The organism is Citrobacter sp. R56 (assembly GCF_016811995.1).
GTDB classification, from domain to species: domain Bacteria; phylum Pseudomonadota; class Gammaproteobacteria; order Enterobacterales; family Enterobacteriaceae; genus Citrobacter_D; species Citrobacter_D enshiensis.
In genome coordinates, this window is sequence record NZ_CP069159.1 from 89,299 (window position 1) to 108,802 (window position 19,504).

At 50.0% G+C, this 19,504-nt stretch carries 19 protein-coding genes; 10 read left to right on the top strand and 9 right to left on the bottom strand.

Annotation, left to right across the window (positions count from 1 at the left end):
* Positions 1-13: 13 nt before the first annotated feature.
* Both JM656_RS00440 and JM656_RS00445 read left to right on the top strand, forming a co-directional pair.
* The gene (locus JM656_RS00440; protein ID WP_203361185.1) at positions 14-1,033 is read left to right on the top strand and encodes a glycosyltransferase; all 1,020 of its coding nucleotides are present in this window, start codon (positions 14-16) and stop codon (positions 1,031-1,033) included.
* A gap of 6 nt (positions 1,034-1,039) precedes the next feature.
* Positions 1,040-2,182 carry a lipopolysaccharide N-acetylglucosaminyltransferase gene (locus JM656_RS00445; protein WP_203359580.1) on the top strand — a complete coding sequence of 381 codons (1,143 nt, stop codon included), beginning with the start codon at positions 1,040-1,042 and terminating at the stop codon, positions 2,180-2,182.
* Between the two features lie 49 nt (positions 2,183-2,231).
* On the opposite strand, the gene rfaL is transcribed toward JM656_RS00445, so the two are convergent.
* Genes rfaL through rfaD form a run of 4 tightly spaced genes read right to left on the bottom strand, consistent with a single transcriptional unit; the run spans position 2,232 to position 6,420 of the window.
* A complete protein-coding gene (rfaL, locus tag JM656_RS00450) occupies positions 2,232-3,437 on the bottom strand; it encodes an O-antigen ligase RfaL (protein WP_203359581.1) in 1,206 nt (401 codons plus the stop codon).
* Positions 3,438-3,465: 28 nt separating this feature from the next.
* On the bottom strand, positions 3,466-4,428 hold the full coding sequence (rfaC, locus tag JM656_RS00455) for a lipopolysaccharide heptosyltransferase RfaC (RefSeq protein ID WP_203359582.1): 963 nt from the start codon (positions 4,426-4,428) through the stop codon (positions 3,466-3,468).
* Between the two features lie 3 nt (positions 4,429-4,431).
* Positions 4,432-5,478 carry an ADP-heptose--LPS heptosyltransferase RfaF gene (gene rfaF, locus JM656_RS00460; RefSeq protein WP_203359583.1) on the bottom strand — a complete coding sequence of 349 codons (1,047 nt, stop codon included), beginning with the start codon at positions 5,476-5,478 and terminating at the stop codon, positions 4,432-4,434.
* A gap of 9 nt (positions 5,479-5,487) precedes the next feature.
* The gene (rfaD, locus tag JM656_RS00465) at positions 5,488-6,420 is read right to left on the bottom strand and encodes an ADP-glyceromanno-heptose 6-epimerase (RefSeq protein ID WP_203359584.1); all 933 of its coding nucleotides are present in this window, start codon (positions 6,418-6,420) and stop codon (positions 5,488-5,490) included.
* A gap of 299 nt (positions 6,421-6,719) precedes the next feature.
* Between rfaD and yibB the strand changes: the two genes are divergently transcribed.
* The 3 genes from yibB to tdh all read left to right on the top strand — a co-directional run bounded on the left by yibB (position 6,720) and on the right by tdh (position 10,094).
* Positions 6,720-7,577, top strand: coding sequence for a protein YibB (yibB, locus tag JM656_RS00470; RefSeq protein ID WP_203359585.1), 858 nt, complete (start codon positions 6,720-6,722; stop codon positions 7,575-7,577).
* Between the two features lie 285 nt (positions 7,578-7,862).
* Positions 7,863-9,059 carry a glycine C-acetyltransferase gene (gene kbl / locus JM656_RS00475; RefSeq protein ID WP_203359586.1) on the top strand — a complete coding sequence of 399 codons (1,197 nt, stop codon included), beginning with the start codon at positions 7,863-7,865 and terminating at the stop codon, positions 9,057-9,059.
* A 9-nt stretch (positions 9,060-9,068) separates the two neighbouring features.
* Complete coding sequence (tdh, locus tag JM656_RS00480; protein ID WP_192614107.1) at positions 9,069-10,094, top strand: L-threonine 3-dehydrogenase; 1,026 nt, start codon at positions 9,069-9,071, stop codon at positions 10,092-10,094.
* Between the two features lie 115 nt (positions 10,095-10,209).
* Here the strand turns inward: tdh and JM656_RS00485 are convergent, their stop codons facing one another.
* Genes JM656_RS00485 through gpmM form a run of 3 tightly spaced genes read right to left on the bottom strand, consistent with a single transcriptional unit; the run spans position 10,210 to position 14,022 of the window.
* Entirely contained in the window at positions 10,210-11,160 is a 951-nt protein-coding gene (locus JM656_RS00485; RefSeq protein WP_370552339.1) for a divergent polysaccharide deacetylase family protein, read from the bottom strand.
* 24 nt (positions 11,161-11,184) lie between these two features.
* A complete protein-coding gene (gene envC, locus JM656_RS00490; RefSeq protein ID WP_238929261.1) occupies positions 11,185-12,444 on the bottom strand; it encodes a murein hydrolase activator EnvC in 1,260 nt (419 codons plus the stop codon).
* A gap of 33 nt (positions 12,445-12,477) precedes the next feature.
* On the bottom strand, positions 12,478-14,022 hold the full coding sequence (gene gpmM / locus JM656_RS00495; protein ID WP_203359589.1) for a 2,3-bisphosphoglycerate-independent phosphoglycerate mutase: 1,545 nt from the start codon (positions 14,020-14,022) through the stop codon (positions 12,478-12,480).
* Positions 14,023-14,270: 248 nt separating this feature from the next.
* Here gpmM and JM656_RS00500 point away from each other — a divergent pair, with 248 nt between their 5' ends.
* The 5 genes from JM656_RS00500 to cysE all read left to right on the top strand — a co-directional run bounded on the left by JM656_RS00500 (position 14,271) and on the right by cysE (position 17,429).
* Complete coding sequence (locus JM656_RS00500) at positions 14,271-14,702, top strand: rhodanese-like domain-containing protein (RefSeq protein ID WP_203359590.1); 432 nt, start codon at positions 14,271-14,273, stop codon at positions 14,700-14,702.
* Between the two features lie 25 nt (positions 14,703-14,727).
* A complete protein-coding gene (gene grxC / locus JM656_RS00505) occupies positions 14,728-14,979 on the top strand; it encodes a glutaredoxin 3 (protein WP_152400605.1) in 252 nt (83 codons plus the stop codon).
* 62 nt (positions 14,980-15,041) lie between these two features.
* The gene (gene secB, locus JM656_RS00510) at positions 15,042-15,509 is read left to right on the top strand and encodes a protein-export chaperone SecB (protein ID WP_096759097.1); all 468 of its coding nucleotides are present in this window, start codon (positions 15,042-15,044) and stop codon (positions 15,507-15,509) included.
* A complete protein-coding gene (gene gpsA, locus JM656_RS00515; RefSeq protein ID WP_203359591.1) occupies positions 15,509-16,528 on the top strand; it encodes an NAD(P)H-dependent glycerol-3-phosphate dehydrogenase in 1,020 nt (339 codons plus the stop codon). The genes secB and gpsA overlap by 1 nt, the downstream gene beginning before the upstream one ends.
* A 79-nt stretch (positions 16,529-16,607) precedes the next feature.
* On the top strand, positions 16,608-17,429 hold the full coding sequence (gene cysE / locus JM656_RS00520) for a serine O-acetyltransferase (RefSeq protein WP_192614113.1): 822 nt from the start codon (positions 16,608-16,610) through the stop codon (positions 17,427-17,429).
* 183 nt (positions 17,430-17,612) lie between these two features.
* Here cysE and trmL read toward each other — a convergent pair whose 3' ends face one another.
* Positions 17,613-18,086 (bottom strand): tRNA (uridine(34)/cytosine(34)/5-carboxymethylaminomethyluridine(34)-2'-O)-methyltransferase TrmL, encoded by a 474-nt coding sequence (gene trmL / locus JM656_RS00525; RefSeq protein ID WP_203359592.1) that lies wholly within the window; start codon positions 18,084-18,086, stop codon positions 17,613-17,615.
* A 46-nt stretch (positions 18,087-18,132) separates the two neighbouring features.
* Positions 18,133-19,473: an aromatic acid/H+ symport family MFS transporter gene (locus tag JM656_RS00530; protein ID WP_203359593.1), complete on the bottom strand. Its 1,341-nt coding sequence runs from the start codon at positions 19,471-19,473 to the stop codon at positions 18,133-18,135.
* Between the last annotated feature and the right edge of the window lie 31 nt (positions 19,474-19,504).

A 19,504-nucleotide genomic window follows, 5' to 3' on the forward strand; every position in this document is an offset into this window, starting at 1 on the left:
AGGTGAACGGGAATTGGATTTTAAAAATTTAACCAAATTTAAAGATATCATAGTATTAGACAGTCGTACGGTTAAATGCAATGACCGCGATACTTTTAATATTTCATGGGGAATTGATAGTAATTATCAAGTCGGTGCTGCAATATCGATAGCATCAATTCTTGAGAATAATAAGCAGAATGATATTGAATTTACATTTCATATTATTGCTGACTACCTTGACCAGGATTATGTCGAGCTCTTAACACAGTTAGCAGAACAGTATAAAACAGTCATTAAATTATATCATATCGACTCTGAACCATTGTCTACGCTGCCAAAAACTAATATATGGCCAGTATCAATATATTATCGCTTACTTTCTTTCGATTATTTCTCTGAACGGCTGGATAAGTTACTCTATCTTGATGCTGATATCACATGCAAAGGTTCATTGCTAGAGCTTTCCGAACTGGAATTCGATCACGAGTACGGAGCAGTAGTGGTTGATGTTGATTCAATGCAAGCTAAAAGCGCAGAGCGACTGAATAACACAGAGTTTGAAGGTAATTATTTTAACTCTGGGGTGATGTATATCAATATGAAGCAATGGTTGCAATCAAATCTGACTGAGCGGTTTTTCGATTTACTTTCTCAGGAAGATATTGCTGCAAAAATAAAATATCCTGATCAAGATATTTTAAATATTATGTTCCTTCACCATGCTAAAATCTTGTCCAGAGAATATAACACTATTTATTCTTTAAAATCTGAGTTTGAGATAAAAAATAAAGATTACTACAAATCAATCATCAACGCGAAAACCATATTTATACATTATACTGGTGTGACGAAGCCATGGCATGATTGGGCAAATTATCCATCAGCACAATTTTTTCGTAGTGTATATCAAATATCGCCATGGCGAGTGAAAAATTTACTTCCCGCAGTACGGAAACATGAATATAGAGAAAAATACAAACACTTGCTTTATCAAAATAAAATAATCAGCGGTCTTTTTTCAGCAATTAAATATAACTTAATGAAGGGTTGATTTTATATGATTGATAAAATCATCTTTACGGTTACACCAATTTTCTCTATACCACCGCGTGGTGCGGCTGCAGTTGAAACATGGATGTATCAGGTCGCGCAAACTACCCGTATTCCAAACCGTATCGTCTGCATCAAAAATGAAGGGTATACTGATTATTCGAAGGTAAGTGATAGTTGCTCTATTCACCGTATTGGATTTAGCAGAATATATAAGCGAATTTTTCAGAAATGGACCCGACTGGATCCTTTACCTTACTCTCAGCGCATATTAAATGTTGCTAAAGATTTTTCAGTCACTGATAAAAGTGTCATTGCTGTACACAACAGCATGAAACTGTATCGACAGATTCGCCAGCGAGCCCCTCAGGCAAATGTCGTGATACATATGCATAATGCGTTCGAACCAAAAGGATTGGAGAAGAACGTTAAGATGATAGTTCCCAGCCTGTTTTTAAAAAACTACTATCATTCATATCTCCCTGAAGCAGATATTGCCATTGTTCCTAATGGAATTAATCTGGAAATTTATCAATCAGATTATGAGCCAATCTCCAGGTCGGACCTGAATATCACACCCGAAGATAAGGTGATATTTTACGCTGGGCGTATTGTACCTGATAAAGGTGTATTACTGCTTTTACAGGCATTCGAAAAACTCGTTGAGTCGCACCCGAACTTTAAACTGGTGGTGGTTGGCGATCATATTGAAGTCAGTAAAAGCGACAAAGGGGCTTATCAGCGTGAAGTCCGCGAGATCGCTGAGCGTTTGACAGATAACTGCATTATGTTGGGAAGTATTCCTCCCGAAAAAATGCACTGCTACTATCCACTCGGTGATTTAGTTGTGATCCCTTCTCAATTTCAGGAACCTTTCTGCATGGTTGCAATAGAAGCCATGGGGGCAGGTAAACCCGTGTTGGTGAGTACGCGTGGAGGAATGATTGAGTTTGTTAAAAACAAGGATACTGGCTATCACTTAAGAGAACCCATGACCGCAGAAACTATTGCGGAGGACATTGAGTGCGTACTGCATGACAGCGAACTATCTACTATTGCGAAACGCGGGCAACAGTATGTTTTTGAGCATTACAGTTGGACGAGTGTGACTCAGCGGTTCGAGGATGTCATTCATCATTGGTTTGACTGAAATAAAAAAGGCTACGTTAGGTAGCCTTTTTTATTGAGAATACCCAGAGTTATTTCTTCATGGCAAGCAACAGGCCAACAAGAATACCCAGGTTATCCAATTCGATCTGTTCAACGTTTCCGCGAATAATAAAATACCCGAAGAAAGATAACAGTATAATCATGTGTGCGTTATAGGGGGAGTCACGACCCTCTTTAAACGCCTTTGACACAGTTTCTTTTACGATTGCTGCGTACACAAGTAGCAACCCAGCCAATCCGAGAAGACCGGTGCCAAACCAGACAAATAACGCGAGGTTATGGGGACCGATTGAGGTTCTAAATTTCCATAATGGATAATCTACGGCGCGATTGTTATAGACCGTTTTATAGGCCTTATTACCAAAGCCATAGCCGATAACCGGATTTTCGAGTATGAGATCCAGTGCGCTGCCCTGAGTACCATTTCCATATCGGTATGAGCTGTCTGTCTGGTTGAGTTTAAAGGCCAACTTTGCCGATATTTCTTTGTGAGAGAAAATAGCGGTCGCCGCCAGACCTGCTATAATCATTCCCACAGTCAGCATTTTCCATTTTTTATGCATCAATACCCACGCCAGCCCGATGATTAAGACTGAGAGCCATGCTCCACGAGAAAGAGTACCCAGCATCAGGAAAAGATAGATTGCACTAAAAATAATAAAAGCGATTCGATGTTTTGTTGATTTAAATAACCACAGATTCAGAAGTACCGGGAACAAAAAGACTAATGAATCTGAGATGCTACGGTGTCTGTAATCAATGAATGGCATAACTCCATTCTGAAAATCCTTAATATAAAAGACGATCTCAGACAAACATCGTAAACTTAACGATGTGAGGAAAGAGATGAAAATGAATTTTGAAATAAATTCTACTTTCTCATCCTTTAATAAGACGGGAATGGCAATAGTATACAAAAACATATTTTCGATGACGGAATTATTAATTTCTTTCAGGCTGGCTTTTAAGTCTGGCGTCTGAAATAGCGAAAGAAGTACTGCTATGGTAAGAAATAAAATACTGCCGAAAAGGAATGTTTTGAAGGTGGAAATATAATGTTTTGGTTGCTTACAAAGATAAACAATTGTTGTGATCGTCATAAGAATGACGATGAGATGTTTATAGCGAGTAATACCACCTAAGAAATAGGTGGCGATCAACAAGAATATAAGTGTTCTATTCCAGTATAATTTCCAGTTTTTTTTCTCGTTGGAAAAAAACAATGTGAGGGCCATCTTTTCTCCGATGTTTGTTTGCAAGAGCTTATAAGTTCGAAACTAGTACTTCAAATACGGCAGAGGCAGGCAAATCGGTAAGATTTTTGCTTGCGGAACGGCACTCTACCTGGTTCCTTCCATAGCCACCAATTAACCCAGGGTCCGTTGGGCCGTATAGTGTTACATTTGGACGGTCTAGCGCGGCTGTCAGGTGACTCAGTCCCGTATCAACCGACACGACAAACGTTGCCCCTGCCAATACACGCGCGACGTCTTCCAGGCTCATACGCGGTAAAACATCTACGTAATCAAACCCTTCTGCCAGTCTCTTCGCCCGGGCTTCTTCGTGAGCGGCTCCCCACGGCAATTTAATGCGCACTCCAGACTGGCTTAGCAGACCAATTAATTCCCGCCAGTTTGCCTCCGGCCAGTGTTTATCATCTCTGGTGGTGGCATGTAAAAATACAGCATACTGGTCCGTATCGGTATTCATATTGTTCAGAAAATGCTGCGCAATAGCGTAATCACCCTGAGTCTGGGGTTTGTTGTAACCCAGGCTTTTGGCGAACAGTTCGCGGGTGCGCTCTACCGCATGCTGCTGTTTAGCAACATGATGGCGACAGTTGTAAAACAAGCTGGCCAGCGGCTCACGGGCTGTTTGCCAGTCCATGCCATGCTTAATGCCATGCCCCAGACGAGTGACCAAAGCCGCGCTTTTCACCAGCCCCTGCGCATCTATAATGGCATCATAATGTTGCGCCTGTACTGCCGCCTGAAAGGTTTTGCGTTCAGCTTTAATGGCGGCGGAAAACCAGGCTTTCCGCCAGCGGCGAATCGCCACCGGGATCACCCGATCAACCGCTGCATGCCATGACGGAATTTGTGCAAACCCCTCTTCCACCACCCAGTCAAAGCGAATTCCTGGAATGGCCTGCTGTGCATCAGTGAGCGCAGGAAGCGTATGTAACACATCACCCATTGATGATGTTTTGACGATCAGAACCCGCATTCGTCAGGCTTCCTCTTGTAACAACAGACTGTTGAGTTCTTCCAGGACACGATCTGGTGTAATGTCGATTAGGCTCTGATGATACCCTTCTGCCGCATCTCCTTTACGCACCCGGTGATAACCTGTAATCAGGCGGATCACGCGCGCTTTCTGTGACAGTGGCGGTGTGAAGTCCGGGCTGCTTGGGCCATAAAGTGCGACCAATGGGCGGTTCAGCGCCGCCGCCACGTGCATCAAGCCAGAATCGTTGGTGACAACGGCCTGACATGCCGCGAGGAGGATGACAGCCTGTTCCAGCTGCGTTTCGCCAGCCAGATTACGGCACCACGCCTGTTGTTCGGTGTTCAGAGCCGCCAGGATCTCGTTTCCGGACTCATGATCTTTCGCCGAGCCAAACAGGACAATTTGATAACCTTCATCAATGAGCTGTTTGGCCAGTTCCGCGTAGTGATAGTGTGGCCAGCGTTTTGCCGGACCAAATTCAGCGCCAGGACAAAAGCCGATTATCGGACGTTCAGTGGAAAGTGCAAATTCATTGCAAGTGAGTGATTTTTCCCCTTCACTAACCTGCAATTGCGGCCAGAGTAGAGGTTGTGGCAAATCTTTTGCTGTCTGCATTACGCCTTTGTCGTAGGCCAGCGCAACATAGCGCTCGACCATCAATGGCCAGGCTGCTTTGTCGAGCACACGCGCATCGTTAAGCAGGCCATAGCGCATCTCGCCGCGCCAGCCCGTACGATGAGGAATACCGGCAAAGAAGGGGACGAGTGCCGATTTAAACGAGTTTGGCAGCACGTAAGCGCGATCGTAACGTTTTTCACGCAAACCATGTCCGAGTTTGCGCCGCTCGCCCAGTTCCAGAGCCCCATGACCCAGCGGCATCGGGATCGCTTCATTGACTTCCGGCATCCGCGATAACAGCGGACGGCACCACGCAGGAGCCATCACGTCTATTATCGCCTGGGGATAGCGCGCCTTGAGCGTACGATAGAGACTTTGCGACATCATCATGTCGCCCACCCATGACGGGCCGATCACCAGTATCTTCATGCTTACTTCTTACGCGTCGCGGTTCAGCCAGGCCATATATTCCGTTACGCCTTCGGCAACGGTCTTGAACGGCTTGTCGTAGCCAGCTGCACGCAGGTTGGTCAGATCAGCCTGAGTAAACGCCTGATAACGTCCTTTCAGTTTTTCCGGGAACGGAATGTATTCGATGTCGCCTTTTTTATGGTAAGCGAGAGCTGCATCCGCTACGGCCTGGAAGGATTCCGCACGGCCTGTTCCCAGGTTAAAGATGCCGGAAACGCCATTTTCGAGGAACCACAAATTCACGGCGGCAACATCGCCAACATAGACGAAATCGCGTTTGAAGTTTTCGCTGCCTTCAAACAGTTTCGGCGTTTCACCGTTATTGAGCTGGGTGTTCAGATGGAATGCGACACTTGCCATGCTGCCTTTGTGGCCTTCGCGCGGCCCGTAAACGTTAAAGTAGCGGAAGCCTACAATCTGTGAGTTGGCTTCTGGAAGGATCTGGCGTACGTATTCATCGAACAGGAATTTGGAATAGCCGTAAACGTTCAGTGGTTTCTCGTATTCACGAGATTCAATAAAATCGGATGTGCGGCCGCCGTAGGTTGCTGCGGAAGAGGCGTACAGGAATGGAATTTCGCGCTCCAGGCAATAATGCAGCAGCTCTTTGGAGTATTGATAGTTGTTGTCCATCATATACTTGCCATCCCACTCTGTCGTAGAGGAGCATGCGCCTTCATGGAAAATCGCTTCGATATCGCCGAACTCTTCCCCTGCCATAATCTGGATCAGGAAATCTTCCTTATCCATATAGTCAGCAATGTCCAGATCCACCAGGTTCACAAACTTGGTGCCGTCTTTCAGGTTGTCCACCACCAGGATATCGGTGATGCCTTTATCATTCAGGGATTTAACGATGTTGCTGCCGATAAAGCCCGCGCCGCCGGTAACGATGATCATAACTGTAACCTTCAAATTATGGAGTCAGAGACAATCTCAGACACGAATATCTGTAATCATACCATCACATTGACTCCCCTTCAGCCATTTGCGTGGTGGATAGTGATGAGGAGAAGGAAGAACGCCTTTGCCATTAAACCCTTATGTGTATTTGTATATTTATTACAGAGGTCAGGTGAACTAATCTGTATTTTAGAATGGTAATGATTATTGCTATATCACACAAAGTTACACTCAGCATGCAGAGTGTAACTTTGTGTGATATAATGTTTTTTTTATATTAATGGTTTTTATTAGCGATGAAATCATCTACCACAATAGTAACGGCATATTTTGATATAGGTAGAGGGGAGTGGACTGCTAATAAAGGGTTCCGTGAAAAACTTTCCCGCTCAGTTGATGTCTATTTAAGTTATTTCGAACGACTGGCTGCATTAGAAAACGACATGGTCGTGTTCACGTCTCCTGATTTAGAAGCCAGGGTTGCTGAAATACGCAAGGGGAAACCGACAAAAATCGTTACTGTTGATATAAAAAATAAATTCAAACACATTCGGAGCCGAATAGAGAAAATTCAGCAGGATGAAGCATTTACACGTAAATTAGAAACCCGTCAGTTAAAAAATCCAGAATATTGGTCCCCGGATTACGTGCTGGTTTGTAATTTAAAAGCATATTTTGTGAATAAAGCGATTAATTCTGGTCTGGTCAAAACCCCGCTGGTTGCGTGGATTGATTTTGGCTATTGCCGTAAACCGAAAGTCACACGCGGTTTGAAAGTATGGGACTTCCCTTTTAATCAAAATAAAATACACCTGTTCACGATCAAGAAAGGGTTAAGTGTTTCGTCATTGCAGCAATCGTTTGATTTTATGATTGGTAACCACGTTTATATTATTGGTGGTGCAATTGTTGGCTCTCAGGAAAAATGGAAAGAATTTTACCCATTAGTTACAGAGTGCCAGAAAGTCACACTAGAGAATAATATTGTGGATGACGACCAGGGCATCTTTGTCATGTGTTATTACAAACGACCTGATTTGTTTGTTCTTAACTATCTGGGCCGAGGCAAATGGTTTGATCTCTTCCGCTGTTTCAAACGAACTGCGCTTGGCGCGAAGCTCCAGTCATTAAGGCTCTTTCTTTCCAGAAAATAGTTGCCCGACACAAACGTAGAATCCGCATTTTTTGGCAAGGTACCTCCTGAGTGGGGGATCTTGCCTTATCAACATTGGTTCTCACGCCTAACACTCTGTAAATTCTAATAAATTCATGCCATTAATTGCTTTTTTGCGCAATGCATTCATTCTGAAAATCACCGATAAGCCATGTGGATACGCGTGATTTATGCTGCATTTTAAAGAAGTGATAACGCGTCATCTCGTATCAACGTATAGGTTTGGGTAATATGTGCTGAAATTTGCCCAGTCTGGAGAATCGCAATGCGTGGGGATTTTTATAAGCAGTTGAACAACGATCTGGAAACCGCTCGTGTGGAAGGATTGTTTAAAGAAGAGCGCATTATCACGTCTGCGCAGCAGGCGGACATCACCGTGGCAGATGGAAGCCACGTCATCAACTTTTGCGCCAACAACTATCTGGGGCTGGCGAATCATCCGGAATTGATTGCAGCGGCGAAAGCCGGCATGGATTCCCACGGCTTCGGGATGGCCTCGGTTCGTTTTATCTGCGGTACCCAGGACAGCCATAAACAGCTGGAGCAAAAACTGGCGACTTTTCTGGGTATGGAAGATGCCATTCTGTATTCCTCCTGCTTTGATGCCAACGGTGGCCTGTTCGAAACACTGCTGGGTGCAGAAGATGCGATTATTTCCGATGCGCTGAACCACGCCTCTATTATTGATGGTGTACGTCTGTGCAAAGCGAAGCGTTTTCGCTACGCCAACAATGATATGCAGGAGCTGGAAACACGTCTGAAAGAAGCACGTGAAGCCGGTGCCCGCCATGTGCTGATCGCGACCGACGGCGTGTTCTCCATGGACGGTGTGATTGCCAACCTGAAAGGGGTATGTGACCTGGCGGATAAATACGATGCGCTGGTGATGGTCGATGACTCTCATGCTGTCGGTTTTGTGGGTGAAGGCGGTCGTGGCTCTCATGAATACTGCGATGTGATGGGCCGTGTAGACATCATTACCGGTACGTTAGGTAAAGCACTGGGTGGCGCATCCGGCGGTTATACGGCTGCGCGTAAAGAGGTGGTGGAGTGGTTGCGTCAGCGTTCTCGCCCGTACTTATTCTCCAACTCATTAGCTCCGGCGATTGTTGCCGCCTCCATTAAAGTGCTGGAGATGGTGGAAGCTGGCGGCGAACTGCGTGGCCGTCTGTGGGCGAATGCACGTCAGTTCCGTGAGCAGATGTCTGCAGCAGGCTTTACGCTTGCGGGCGCTGACCATGCCATTATCCCGGTCATGTTGGGAGATGCGGTGGTAGCGCAAGAATTTGCCCGCGAACTGCAAAAAGAGGGTATCTATGTCACCGGGTTCTTCTATCCGGTGGTGCCAAAAGGTCAGGCGCGTATTCGTACCCAGATGTCTGCGGCGCATACGCCCGAGCAAATTACGCGTGCCGTTGCGGCGTTCACGCGTATTGGTAAACAACTGGGCGTAATCGCCTGAGGATGTGAGATGAAAGCGTTATCCAAACTGAAAGCGGAAGAGGGCATCTGGATGACCGACGTTCCTGAACCGGAACTCGGACATAACGATCTGCTGATTAAAATCCGTAAAACAGCCATCTGCGGGACCGACGTTCACATCTATAACTGGGACGAATGGTCGCAAAAAACGATCCCGGTACCTATGGTTGTTGGGCACGAATACGTTGGCGAAGTGGTCGGTATCGGCCAGGAAGTCAAAGGATTTAAAGTGGGTGACCGCGTTTCCGGTGAAGGTCATATCACCTGTGGTCATTGTCGTAACTGTCGTGGCGGACGTACTCACCTGTGCCGTAATACGACCGGTGTGGGTGTTAACCGCCCTGGCTGTTTTGCTGAGTATCTGGTTATTCCTGCGTTTAACGCCTTTAAAATCCCGGACAACATCTCCGACGATTTAGCCTCTATCTTTGACCCGTTCGGCAATGCGGTACACACGGCGTTGTCGTTCGATCTGGTGGGCGAAGATGTGCTGGTATCAGGCGCGGGCCCGATCGGTATTATGGCGGCGGCAGTGGCAAAACATGTGGGTGCGCGTCACGTAGTCATCACTGACGTCAATGAATACCGTCTGGAACTGGCACGTAAGATGGGTATCACACATGCGGTAAACGTCTCGAAAGAGAACCTGCCTGATGTGATGGCCAGACTCGGAATGACCGAAGGGTTTGACGTGGGTCTGGAAATGTCCGGTGCGCCGCCAGCGTTCCGTGCCATGCTGGATACCATGAACCACGGTGGTCGTATTGCCATGCTGGGGATCCCTCCTTCAGACATGTCTATCGACTGGACGAAGGTGATCTTTAAAGGCCTGTTTATCAAAGGCATTTATGGTCGCGAAATGTTTGAAACCTGGTACAAGATGGCCGCGTTGATCCAGTCTGGTCTGGATCTGACCCCGATCATCACCCATCACTTCTCAATTGATGAGTTCCAGAAAGGCTTTGATGCGATGCGCTCAGGCCAGTCAGGAAAAGTGATCCTGAGCTGGGATTAATATTAAAAGGGCTGGTTATCCAGCCCTTTTTTCTTAAAAACACCTGAACGCTGCGAAGGCGTTGTCATAAACATTAGTCACATAGCAGGATTTTATCTTGCTGCTCATCTTCCGCTTAATTTGCGTTAGCGTTAATTCCATTGGAGGAGGATGTGTTCCCCCAACCTTGCCACTGATGCTGGAAGTAAGTGACGACGGTGCTCTGGCGAATACTTTCACTCAATACGTTAAAGAACTGGTCGGCATAGACCGGCGCTAACGGTTGCTTCGGTTTACACAGCTTCACGCCACGGAACGGGTTGCGCGGTGCGTTGGGTTCGCTGTTGCCCGGTGGCGTCAGGTTCGGTGTGGAAGTATCCACCTGGGGTTCGTTGAGCAAGGTGCTTGGGCGCACCAGCGTGATGTCGGCCGGTAGGTTATAGACCATTTGTTGCAACACGCGCACCGTTGATGGGTGGGGGTGTCCGATAGCAATGGCGGATCCATTACGGCGAGCTAACTCAATGGCACGATTAAACTGATGACGGATATCTGCTTCGTTCTGCGAGTCATCAAGGAACACTTTGCGTTTAATCACTTTCACGCCCGTTCCGGATGCGGCCCGCATTGCCTGGCTGTTGCCGATCGTCATGCTGTCGAGGAAATAGAGATCGTAACGCTCCAGTGCCTGCATCACTTTTTGCATACCAAACAGGCTGGAGGTCATCGCGCTGCCCATATGGTTGTTAAGCCCAACGGCGTACGGCACTTTGTCGACGGCATCGCGGATAATCCGCTCAATGTCGGCGCTGTTCATTTCCGGGCGTAGGGTGTCTTTCTCCAGCGGCTGCTTACTTAATGGCGCCATCGGCAGATGGATCAGGACTTCGTGGCCGCTATTGTGTGCTTTGGTTGCCATTTCACGCGCATGCGGCGCATTGGGCAGCACGGCGACAGAGATGTTGGAAGGCATCGCCAGCACCTGGTTTTCATTGTGCGGGCGATAGCCGAAATCATCGATGACGATGGCAAGTTTGCCAGCAAAAACAGGGGTTGCGAACGCCAGCAGGCTGACCAGTGAGAGCATGATACGGCGAAACTGAGGCAAAACTTATCTTCCCAACCACGGCTGTGGATTGACGGCCTGACCCTGGCGACGAATTTCGAAATAGAGCGCTGGTCGACCCTGACCACCGCTGCTGCCAACCAGCGCAATAGGCTGGCCTGCGCGCACTTGTGTACCTACACTGACCAACGCACTCTGGTTGTAACCGTAAAGGCTCATGTCGCCTTTGCCGTGTTCTACAACAACAACCAGACCGTAACCTTGTAACCAGTCCGCCAGAATGACCCGGCCATCCGCAATGGCTTTCACTTCAGTGCCTTCAGACGCACCGATAACCATCCCCTTCCACCGTAGCTCACCCTGCAGTTGTTCGCCATAACGGTGTAGCGTTGGACCGCGTACTGGCCAGAATGCCTGGCCGCGAGGCGCACCCAGACCGCCGGTACGTGATATCAGTGATTTTTCGCTTTCGGTAGGTTTATAGGTCGTGCCTTTGCGAGTCGCTTCCTGTTGGCGATTACGCACAGCTTGCGCTTCGTTGGCTTCACGTTCAGCCCGCGCTTTTGCTGCGGCTTCTGCCCGTGCAAGGCTGTTGCGCAGGCGGGATTCATTAGCGCGCATTTCGCTCAGCTGCTGTTGGCCTTGCTGAATCGATGATTCCAGACCGGAGAGCGTTTTTTGGCGCTCATTACGCGCCTGTTCCAGTTTGGCCTGTTGGGCGCGCTGTTCGTACAGCAGCGTCTGCTGCTGGCTTTGCTTCTCTTCCAGCTCGGCCTTTTGCGAGGCCACTTCTTCACGGGTTTGTTTCAGTTCAGCGATGGTTTCCTGACGCGCCTGGTTCAAATAACCAAAGTAGGCTTGCAGACGTTGTCCACGCTGGCTCTCTTCGCCGCTGAGAATCAACTGAATTCCGGTATGTTCGCCCTGACGAAATGCGGCATCAAGCTGTGCCGCGAGGCTGCGTTCCTGACTGGCTTTTTGTTTCTCCAGTTTGGCAATGGACGCATTCATCTCGGCGATCTGTTTATTCAACTGGGCGAGGGTATTCTGGGTTTCACGCAGTTGACGGGCGGCGGCAGAAATGGCTTCTTCCTGGGCTTTTAACTGCGCAAGCAGGCTTGAACGCTGCTGCTGTTGCTGACGTACGGCGCGTTCTTTCGCGGCGATGTCCGCCTGAATGGATTTGAGTTGGTCACGCTCATCTGCGTGTGCGGAAAAGGCGCACAACAATACGCCAGCGCTAATAACGCTGGCGTAGATCAGGGGCCTGACTGAAAACCTTTGCGGTTTCAGGGCCCATGTAATGGAATTCAACGCCTTTCCCCTCATGGGGAGGGATTATTCCACGATGAACAGCGGCTTACCAGTCATCTCTTGCGGGATTTCCATACCCATCAGCGTCAGCATGGTCGGCGCGATATCGGAAAGTTTACCGCCTTCTACTGCTTTCACGTTTTTAGCACCGACATAAATCAGCGGAACAGGCAGGTTGGTATGCGCTGTATGCGCCTGACCCGTCGCCGGATCGCGCATTTGTTCAGCGTTGCCGTGGTCAGCGGTGATCAGCAACTGGCCGCCAACGGATTCAACGGCTTTGGTCACTTGCTCAACGCAGTGATCCAGCGCTTCAACCGCTTTAACCGCCGCGTCCATCACACCGGTGTGACCCACCATATCGCCGTTCGGATAGTTACAGATGATGGTGTCGTATTTACCGCTCTCAATGGCGGCAACCAGTTTTTCGGTCAGCTCAGCGGAGCTCATTTCTGGCTGCAGATCGTAGGTCGCCACTTTCGGTGAGTTGATCAGAATGCGATCTTCACCGTTGAACGGCTCTTCTACACCGCCGTTGAAGAAGAAGGTCACGTGTGCATATTTCTCGGTTTCAGAGATACGCAGCTGAGTTTTGTCGTTCTTCGCCATCCACTCGCCGAGGGTGTTCGCCAGCGATGCCGGCGGGTAAGCCACTGCGGTTTTGATGTCGGCCGCATATTCGGTCAGCATCACGAAGTTCAGATTGACCACTTTCTTACGGGAGAAGCCGTCGAAGTCAGCGTTAACAAATGCACGGGTAATTTCGCGGGCACGGTCAGCACGGAAGTTCATGAAAATCAACGTATCGCCATCTTCCATCGCTGCGTCGGGCTGGCCTTCTGCACGAATCACGGTGGCTTTCACGAATTCGTCGTTCTCGTCACGCGCATAGGCGGCCTGCAGGCCTGCAACAGCGGTGTCGGTCTGGAATTCGCCCTGCGCCAGTGTCATCAGGTCATACGCTTGTTCAACGCGATCCCAACGGTTGTCGCGGTCCATTGCATAGTAACGACCGATGATGGACGCTACGCGCCCTTTGCCCAGCGCGGCAAATTTGTCTTCGAATTTTTTCAGCGAGGATTCAGCGCTGCGCGGCGGGGTATCACGGCCATCGAGGAAGGCGTGCAGGTAGATTTTCTCTGCGCCGCGCTCGGCGGCCATTTCCACCATCGCCAGGATGTGATCTTCGTGGCTGTGTACGCCGCCCGCAGACAGCAGACCCATGATGTGCACCGCTTTACCGGTATTTTTCGCTTGATCAACGGCAGCGGTCAGCGTTGGGTTCGCAAAGAACGTGCGTTCTTTAATTTCAACGTCCAGGCGAGTCAGATCCTGATACACGATGCGGCCTGCACCCAGGTTGACGTGACCTACTTCGGAGTTACCCATCTGGCGGTCAGGCAGACCCACTTCCAGACCGGAAGCATCGATCAGGGTATGCGGACGTTTTGCCCACAGAGCATCCATTACTGGGGTTTTGGCATTAAAAATGGCGTTATCCTGGCTGTCTTCGCGATAGCCATAGCCATCCAGGATCACCAGTACCATAGGTTTTTTAGAAACCGACATTGCGACAACCTCATACTCAAGAGACAAAAATAATTGCGTAATTTTACTACAGCTGAATCGATAAAATAGCCTCAGAAGATCAAAGAATGAAGTAGAGCGGTCGGAGGATGGCGCGGATTTACGGTTTTTTTTCCGTAGCACCCCGCAAAAATGCAATCCATTGCACGCTCTGGCTGTATTTGCGACAACGCGCAGGTATACTTCTTCCCTGGTTTTTTTAATCACTGAGTCGGGAGTTGTTACCCCCCATGCAAGAAATTATGCAATTTGTTGGCCGCCATCCTGTTCTAAGTATCGCCTGGATTGCGTTACTGGTGGCGGTATTATTCACCACGTTCAAAGGCCTGACCTCGAAAGTGAAGGTAATTACACGCGGCGAAGCGACACGTCTTATCAATAAAGAAGATGCCGTTGTTGTGGATTTACGTCAGCGCGACGACTTCCGCAAAGGCCATATCGCGGGCTCCACTAACCTGCTGCCAAGCGAAATCAAAGCCAACAACGTCGGCGAGCTTGAGAAGCACAAAGACAAACCGGTTATCGTGGTGGATGGCTCTGGCATGCAGTGCCAGGACTCTGCAACGGCGCTGATTAAAGCCGGTTTTGAGAAAGTGTTTGTGCTGAAAGAAGGTGTTGCAGGCTGGAGTGGTGAAAACCTGCCTCTGGTACGCGGTAAGTAAGCTGTAGGTAAACAGGAGCAAAGTCATGGCCAATATTGAAATCTACACCAAAGCGACCTGCCCGTTTTGCCATCGTGCAAAAGCGCTGCTGAGCAGTAAGGGTGTGAGTTTCCAGGAACTTCCAATTGATGGCGATGCCGTTAAGCGTGAAGAGATGATCAAGCGTAGTGGTCGTACGACGGTTCCGCAGATTTTTATTGATGCGCAGCATATCGGTGGGTGTGACGACTTGTATGCGTTGGATGCGCGTGGTGGACTGGATCCCCTGCTGAGCTAACGCACGTCGTTAACATTGCATCAAGACAGTATTAAAGGACAACATTAAAGGGTTTTCTAAACATGTCAGAACAAAATAACACTGAAATGGCTTTCCAGATCCAACGTATTTATACCAAGGATGTCTCTTTCGAAGCGCCAAATGCGCCGCATGTTTTCCAGAAAGATTGGCAGCCAGAGGTTAAACTTGATCTTGATACAGCATCAACCCAACTGGCAGATGACGTGTATGAAGTTGTGCTGCGTGTCACCGTAACGGCTTCCCTGGGTGAAGAAACAGCGTTCCTGTGTGAAGTTCAGCAGGGCGGTATTTTCTCCATCAGTGGTATTGAAGGGACTCAAATGGCGCATTGCCTGGGTGCATACTGCCCGAACATTCTGTTCCCGTATGCCCGCGAATGCATCACCAGCCTGGTTTCCCGCGGTACATTCCCGCAACTGAACCTTGCGCCGGTCAACTTTGATGCGCTGTTCATGAACTATTTACAGCAGCAGACTGGCGAAGGTACTGAAGAACATCAGGATGCCTGATGAACCAAAGTAATGCTTCAATGACTGTGATCGGTGCCGGCTCGTACGGCACCGCTCTTGCCATCACGCTGGCAAGAAATGGCCACCAGGTTGTCCTGTGGGGCCATGATCCTAAACATATCGCGACCCTTGAACACGATCGTTGCAATGTCGCGTTCCTCCCTGATGTGCCTTTTCCTGACTCGCTTCTCCTGGAAAGTGACTTAGCCACTGCGCTGGCGGCCAGCCGTAATATTCTGGTCGTGGTGCCGAGCCATGTCTTTGGCGAAGTGCTGCGTCAGATCAAACCGTTGATGCGCCTGGATGCGCGCCTTGTATGGGCGACAAAAGGTCTGGAAGCGGAGACGGGACGCCTGTTGCAGGATGTCGCGCGCGAAGCGTTAGGACCGGAAATTCCACTCGCAGTGATCTCTGGCCCAACGTTTGCCAAAGAGCTGGCCGCAGGTTTACCAACGGCGATTTCCCTGGCCTCAACGGATGACACGTTTGCTGACGATCTGCAGCAATTGCTGCACTGCGGTAAAAGTTTCCGTGTCTACAACAACCCGGATTTCATTGGCGTACAGCTGGGCGGCGCGGTGAAAAACGTCATTGCGATTGGCGCGGGAATGTCCGACGGTATCGGTTTTGGCGCCAATGCGCGTACAGCGCTTATCACCCGTGGGCTGACCGAAATGTCACGTTTGGGGGCCGCTCTGGGCGCCGATCCGACCACCTTTATGGGGATGGCTGGGTTAGGCGATCTGGTACTGACCTGTACTGACAACCAGTCGCGTAACCGCCGCTTTGGCATGATGCTCGGGCAGGGCATGGATGTTCAGGGTGCGCAGGACAAGATTGGCCAGGTGGTTGAAGGCTATCGCAATACGAAAGAAGTTCGTGAATTGGCGCACCGTTTTGGTGTCGAAATGCCAATAACCGAGGAAATTTATCAAGTATTGTATTGCGGAAAAAACGCGCGCGAGGCAGCATTGACGTTATTAGGTCGCGCACGCAAGGATGAGCTGAGCCGCCACTAGCCGCAAGGATCTGTCATCACAAAATGACCCGGCCCGCGAAGAACGGGCCGGTCGTTAGCCTCAATACCTGGAGTCCGCAATGCCGTGTGAAGAACTGGATATCGTCTGGAACAATATTAAAGCCGAAGCCCGTCAACTTGCGGACTGTGAGCCGATGCTGGCCAGTTTTTACCACGCCACGCTACTCAAGCATGAGAATCTGGGCAGTGCGCTCAGTTATATGCTGGCGAATAAACTGGCTTCGCCCATCATGCCCGCGATAGCCATACGTGAAGTGGTGGAAGAAGCCTACGCGGCAGACCCGGAAATGATCGCCTCGGCGGCCTGCGATATTCAGGCGGTGCGCACTCGCGACCCGGCGGTCGATAAATACTCAACCCCGCTTTTGTACCTGAAGGGTTTTCATGCCCTGCAGGCGTACCGTATTGGCCACTGGCTGTGGAATGAAGGTCGGCGAGCGCTGGCGATTTTCCTACAAAATCAGGTTTCAGTGAGCTTCCAGGTCGATATTCATCCGGCGGCAAAAATTGGCCGTGGGATTATGCTCGATCACGCCACCGGGATTGTGGTGGGTGAAACGGCAGTCATTGAAAACGATGTTTCCATCCTGCAATCCGTTACGCTGGGCGGTACCGGTAAATCGGGCGGCGACCGCCACCCGAAAATTCGTGAAGGCGTGATGATTGGCGCAGGGGCGAAAATCCTCGGCAATATTGAAGTCGGGCGCGGCGCCAAGATTGGCGCAGGTTCCGTCGTATTGCAGCCTGTTCCGCCGCACACCACCGCCGCGGGCGTTCCGGCACGTATTGTCGGTAAACCTGACAGTGATAAGCCGTCCATGGATATGGATCAGCATTTCAATGGGATACACCATACGTTTGAGTTCGGCGACGGTATCTGATTTTCGGGCTATCTTACTTGTCATCCTGAACCCGGGCTGTGCTCGCCATCCTCACGTACTGCGTGTACGCTCCGGTGGCTGCGCGCAGTCCGTGTCCAATCTGACTGCGCCGATAACGCCCGAAAAATAAATGGCAAATGCGTTCACAGGTCGGATAAGGCGTCAGCCGCCATCCGACAAAAATCAACTACGCAATACCGCCCCTGGATACCCCAACTGTCTCCACGCTTCATACACCACCACCGACACGGCATTTGACAGGTTCATACTGCGGCTGTCCGGCATCATTGGAATGCGAATTTTTTGTTCAGCGGGTAGGGTATCAAGAATGCTGGCTGGCAGACCTCGTGTTTCCGGGCCAAACATCAAATAATCGCCATCCTGATAGCTGGCTGCGCTGTGCGCCGGTGTGCCTTTAGTGGTCAGTGCAAACAGGCGCTGTGGATTTTCCGCTGCCACAAAAGCGTCGTAATCGTGGTGGCGTTTTACCGCGGCGAACTCATGATAATCCAGACCTGCGCGGCGCAAGCGCTTGTCGTCCCAGGTGAACCCCATCGGTTCAATAATGTGCAGACGAAAGCCGGTATTGGCGCAAAGACGAATGATGTTGCCCGTATTTGGCGGGATTTCTGGTTCGAATAGAACGATGTTTAGCATACTGCCCCCTTGAGTGCGGGGGGCAGAATAGCAGAAATCACGAGTATTATGCGACGGTCAGGCGTTGTAGCTTGTAGCGTTGCAACTTATAAAGCGTGGCGGCGGCGGCCACGAGCGCCGGCAGGCTGAGAAACATCAGAATACTGTCGGCCTGCCATTGCAGAGAGAGTAACTGAGCGCTGGTCATGGTCCCAGCCACGCCGCCAAAGCGTCCGACCCCCTGCATCCATGCGATACCCGTTGCGCGGCAGTGGGTAGGATAGAACGTTGCTGCCAGTGTCTGCAGACCGGATTGCGCGCCATTCATGGTGATCCCCATCAGGAAGATCAGCGCGCCAAACAGGATGATGTGGTTGTTTTCAAACCCGAGCGCAAGGGCGAACAGCATGGTCAGGATAAAACCGGTGGTGACCACTTTGTGCGCTTCCCAGCGGTCCATCATCCAGCCTGCCAACAGGATCCCTGCCGTACCGCCGAAGGTGAACAGCGAGGTGAGCCACGCCGATTCCGCGAGAGGGTAACCCATTCCCAGCATCAGCGTCGGCATCCAGCTCAGTAACACGTAGTAGATAACCAGCCCCATAAAGTAGGTCGTCCAGAGCATCAGCGTACCGGGTAACCAGGGCATGCTGAACAGTTGCGCCACGCTGCCCTTTTTGTCTGCAGTGCGTTCTTCATCCAGATAAAACTGGGTGACCTGCTCAAGATTGCCCGTGATGAAACGCTGGGCGACACGTCTGATTTGCGCGATGTCTTTACCACGATGTACCAGGTATTTGACCGACTCCGGCAGGAATAGCACCAGTAATACGGTTAAGACCAGCGGGGCGATCGCACCCGCCAGCAGCACGCTGTGCCAGCCGTAGTTGGGGATAAGCCAGGAAGAGATTGCCCCGCCGCCCGCCGCGCCGAGAGGAAAACCGCAGTACATAGCGTTAATCGTCATCGAACGGCAACGCTTTGGCGCAAATTCTGACACTAACGTAATGGCGTTAGGCATTGCGGCACCCAGTCCGAGCCCGGTGAGGAACCGCCAGAGCGTCAGCATATTCAGCGATTGCGCATACGCGGTGCCCAGACTGGCAAGGCCAAAAAACAGACAGGAAAAGACCAGCACGCGCTTACGCCCCATGCGATCTGATATTGGCCCGGCAACCAGCGCCCCGAGCGACAACCCCAACAGCGCAGCGCTTAATACCGGCCCGAGATCCTGCTTCTGAATCCCCCAGTCGGCAGAGAGCGTGGGCGCAATATAGCCCATCGCCGCCGTATCGAATCCGTCGATGGCCAGAACCAGAAATCCCAATACGATAATCACCCAGTGAAAGCGCGAAAAAGGAGTGTCATCTATCGCCTGCTGGATATTCACTTTGCCGGAATACACCATGTAACCCTCGCCCGTTGTGATGTTGGATATG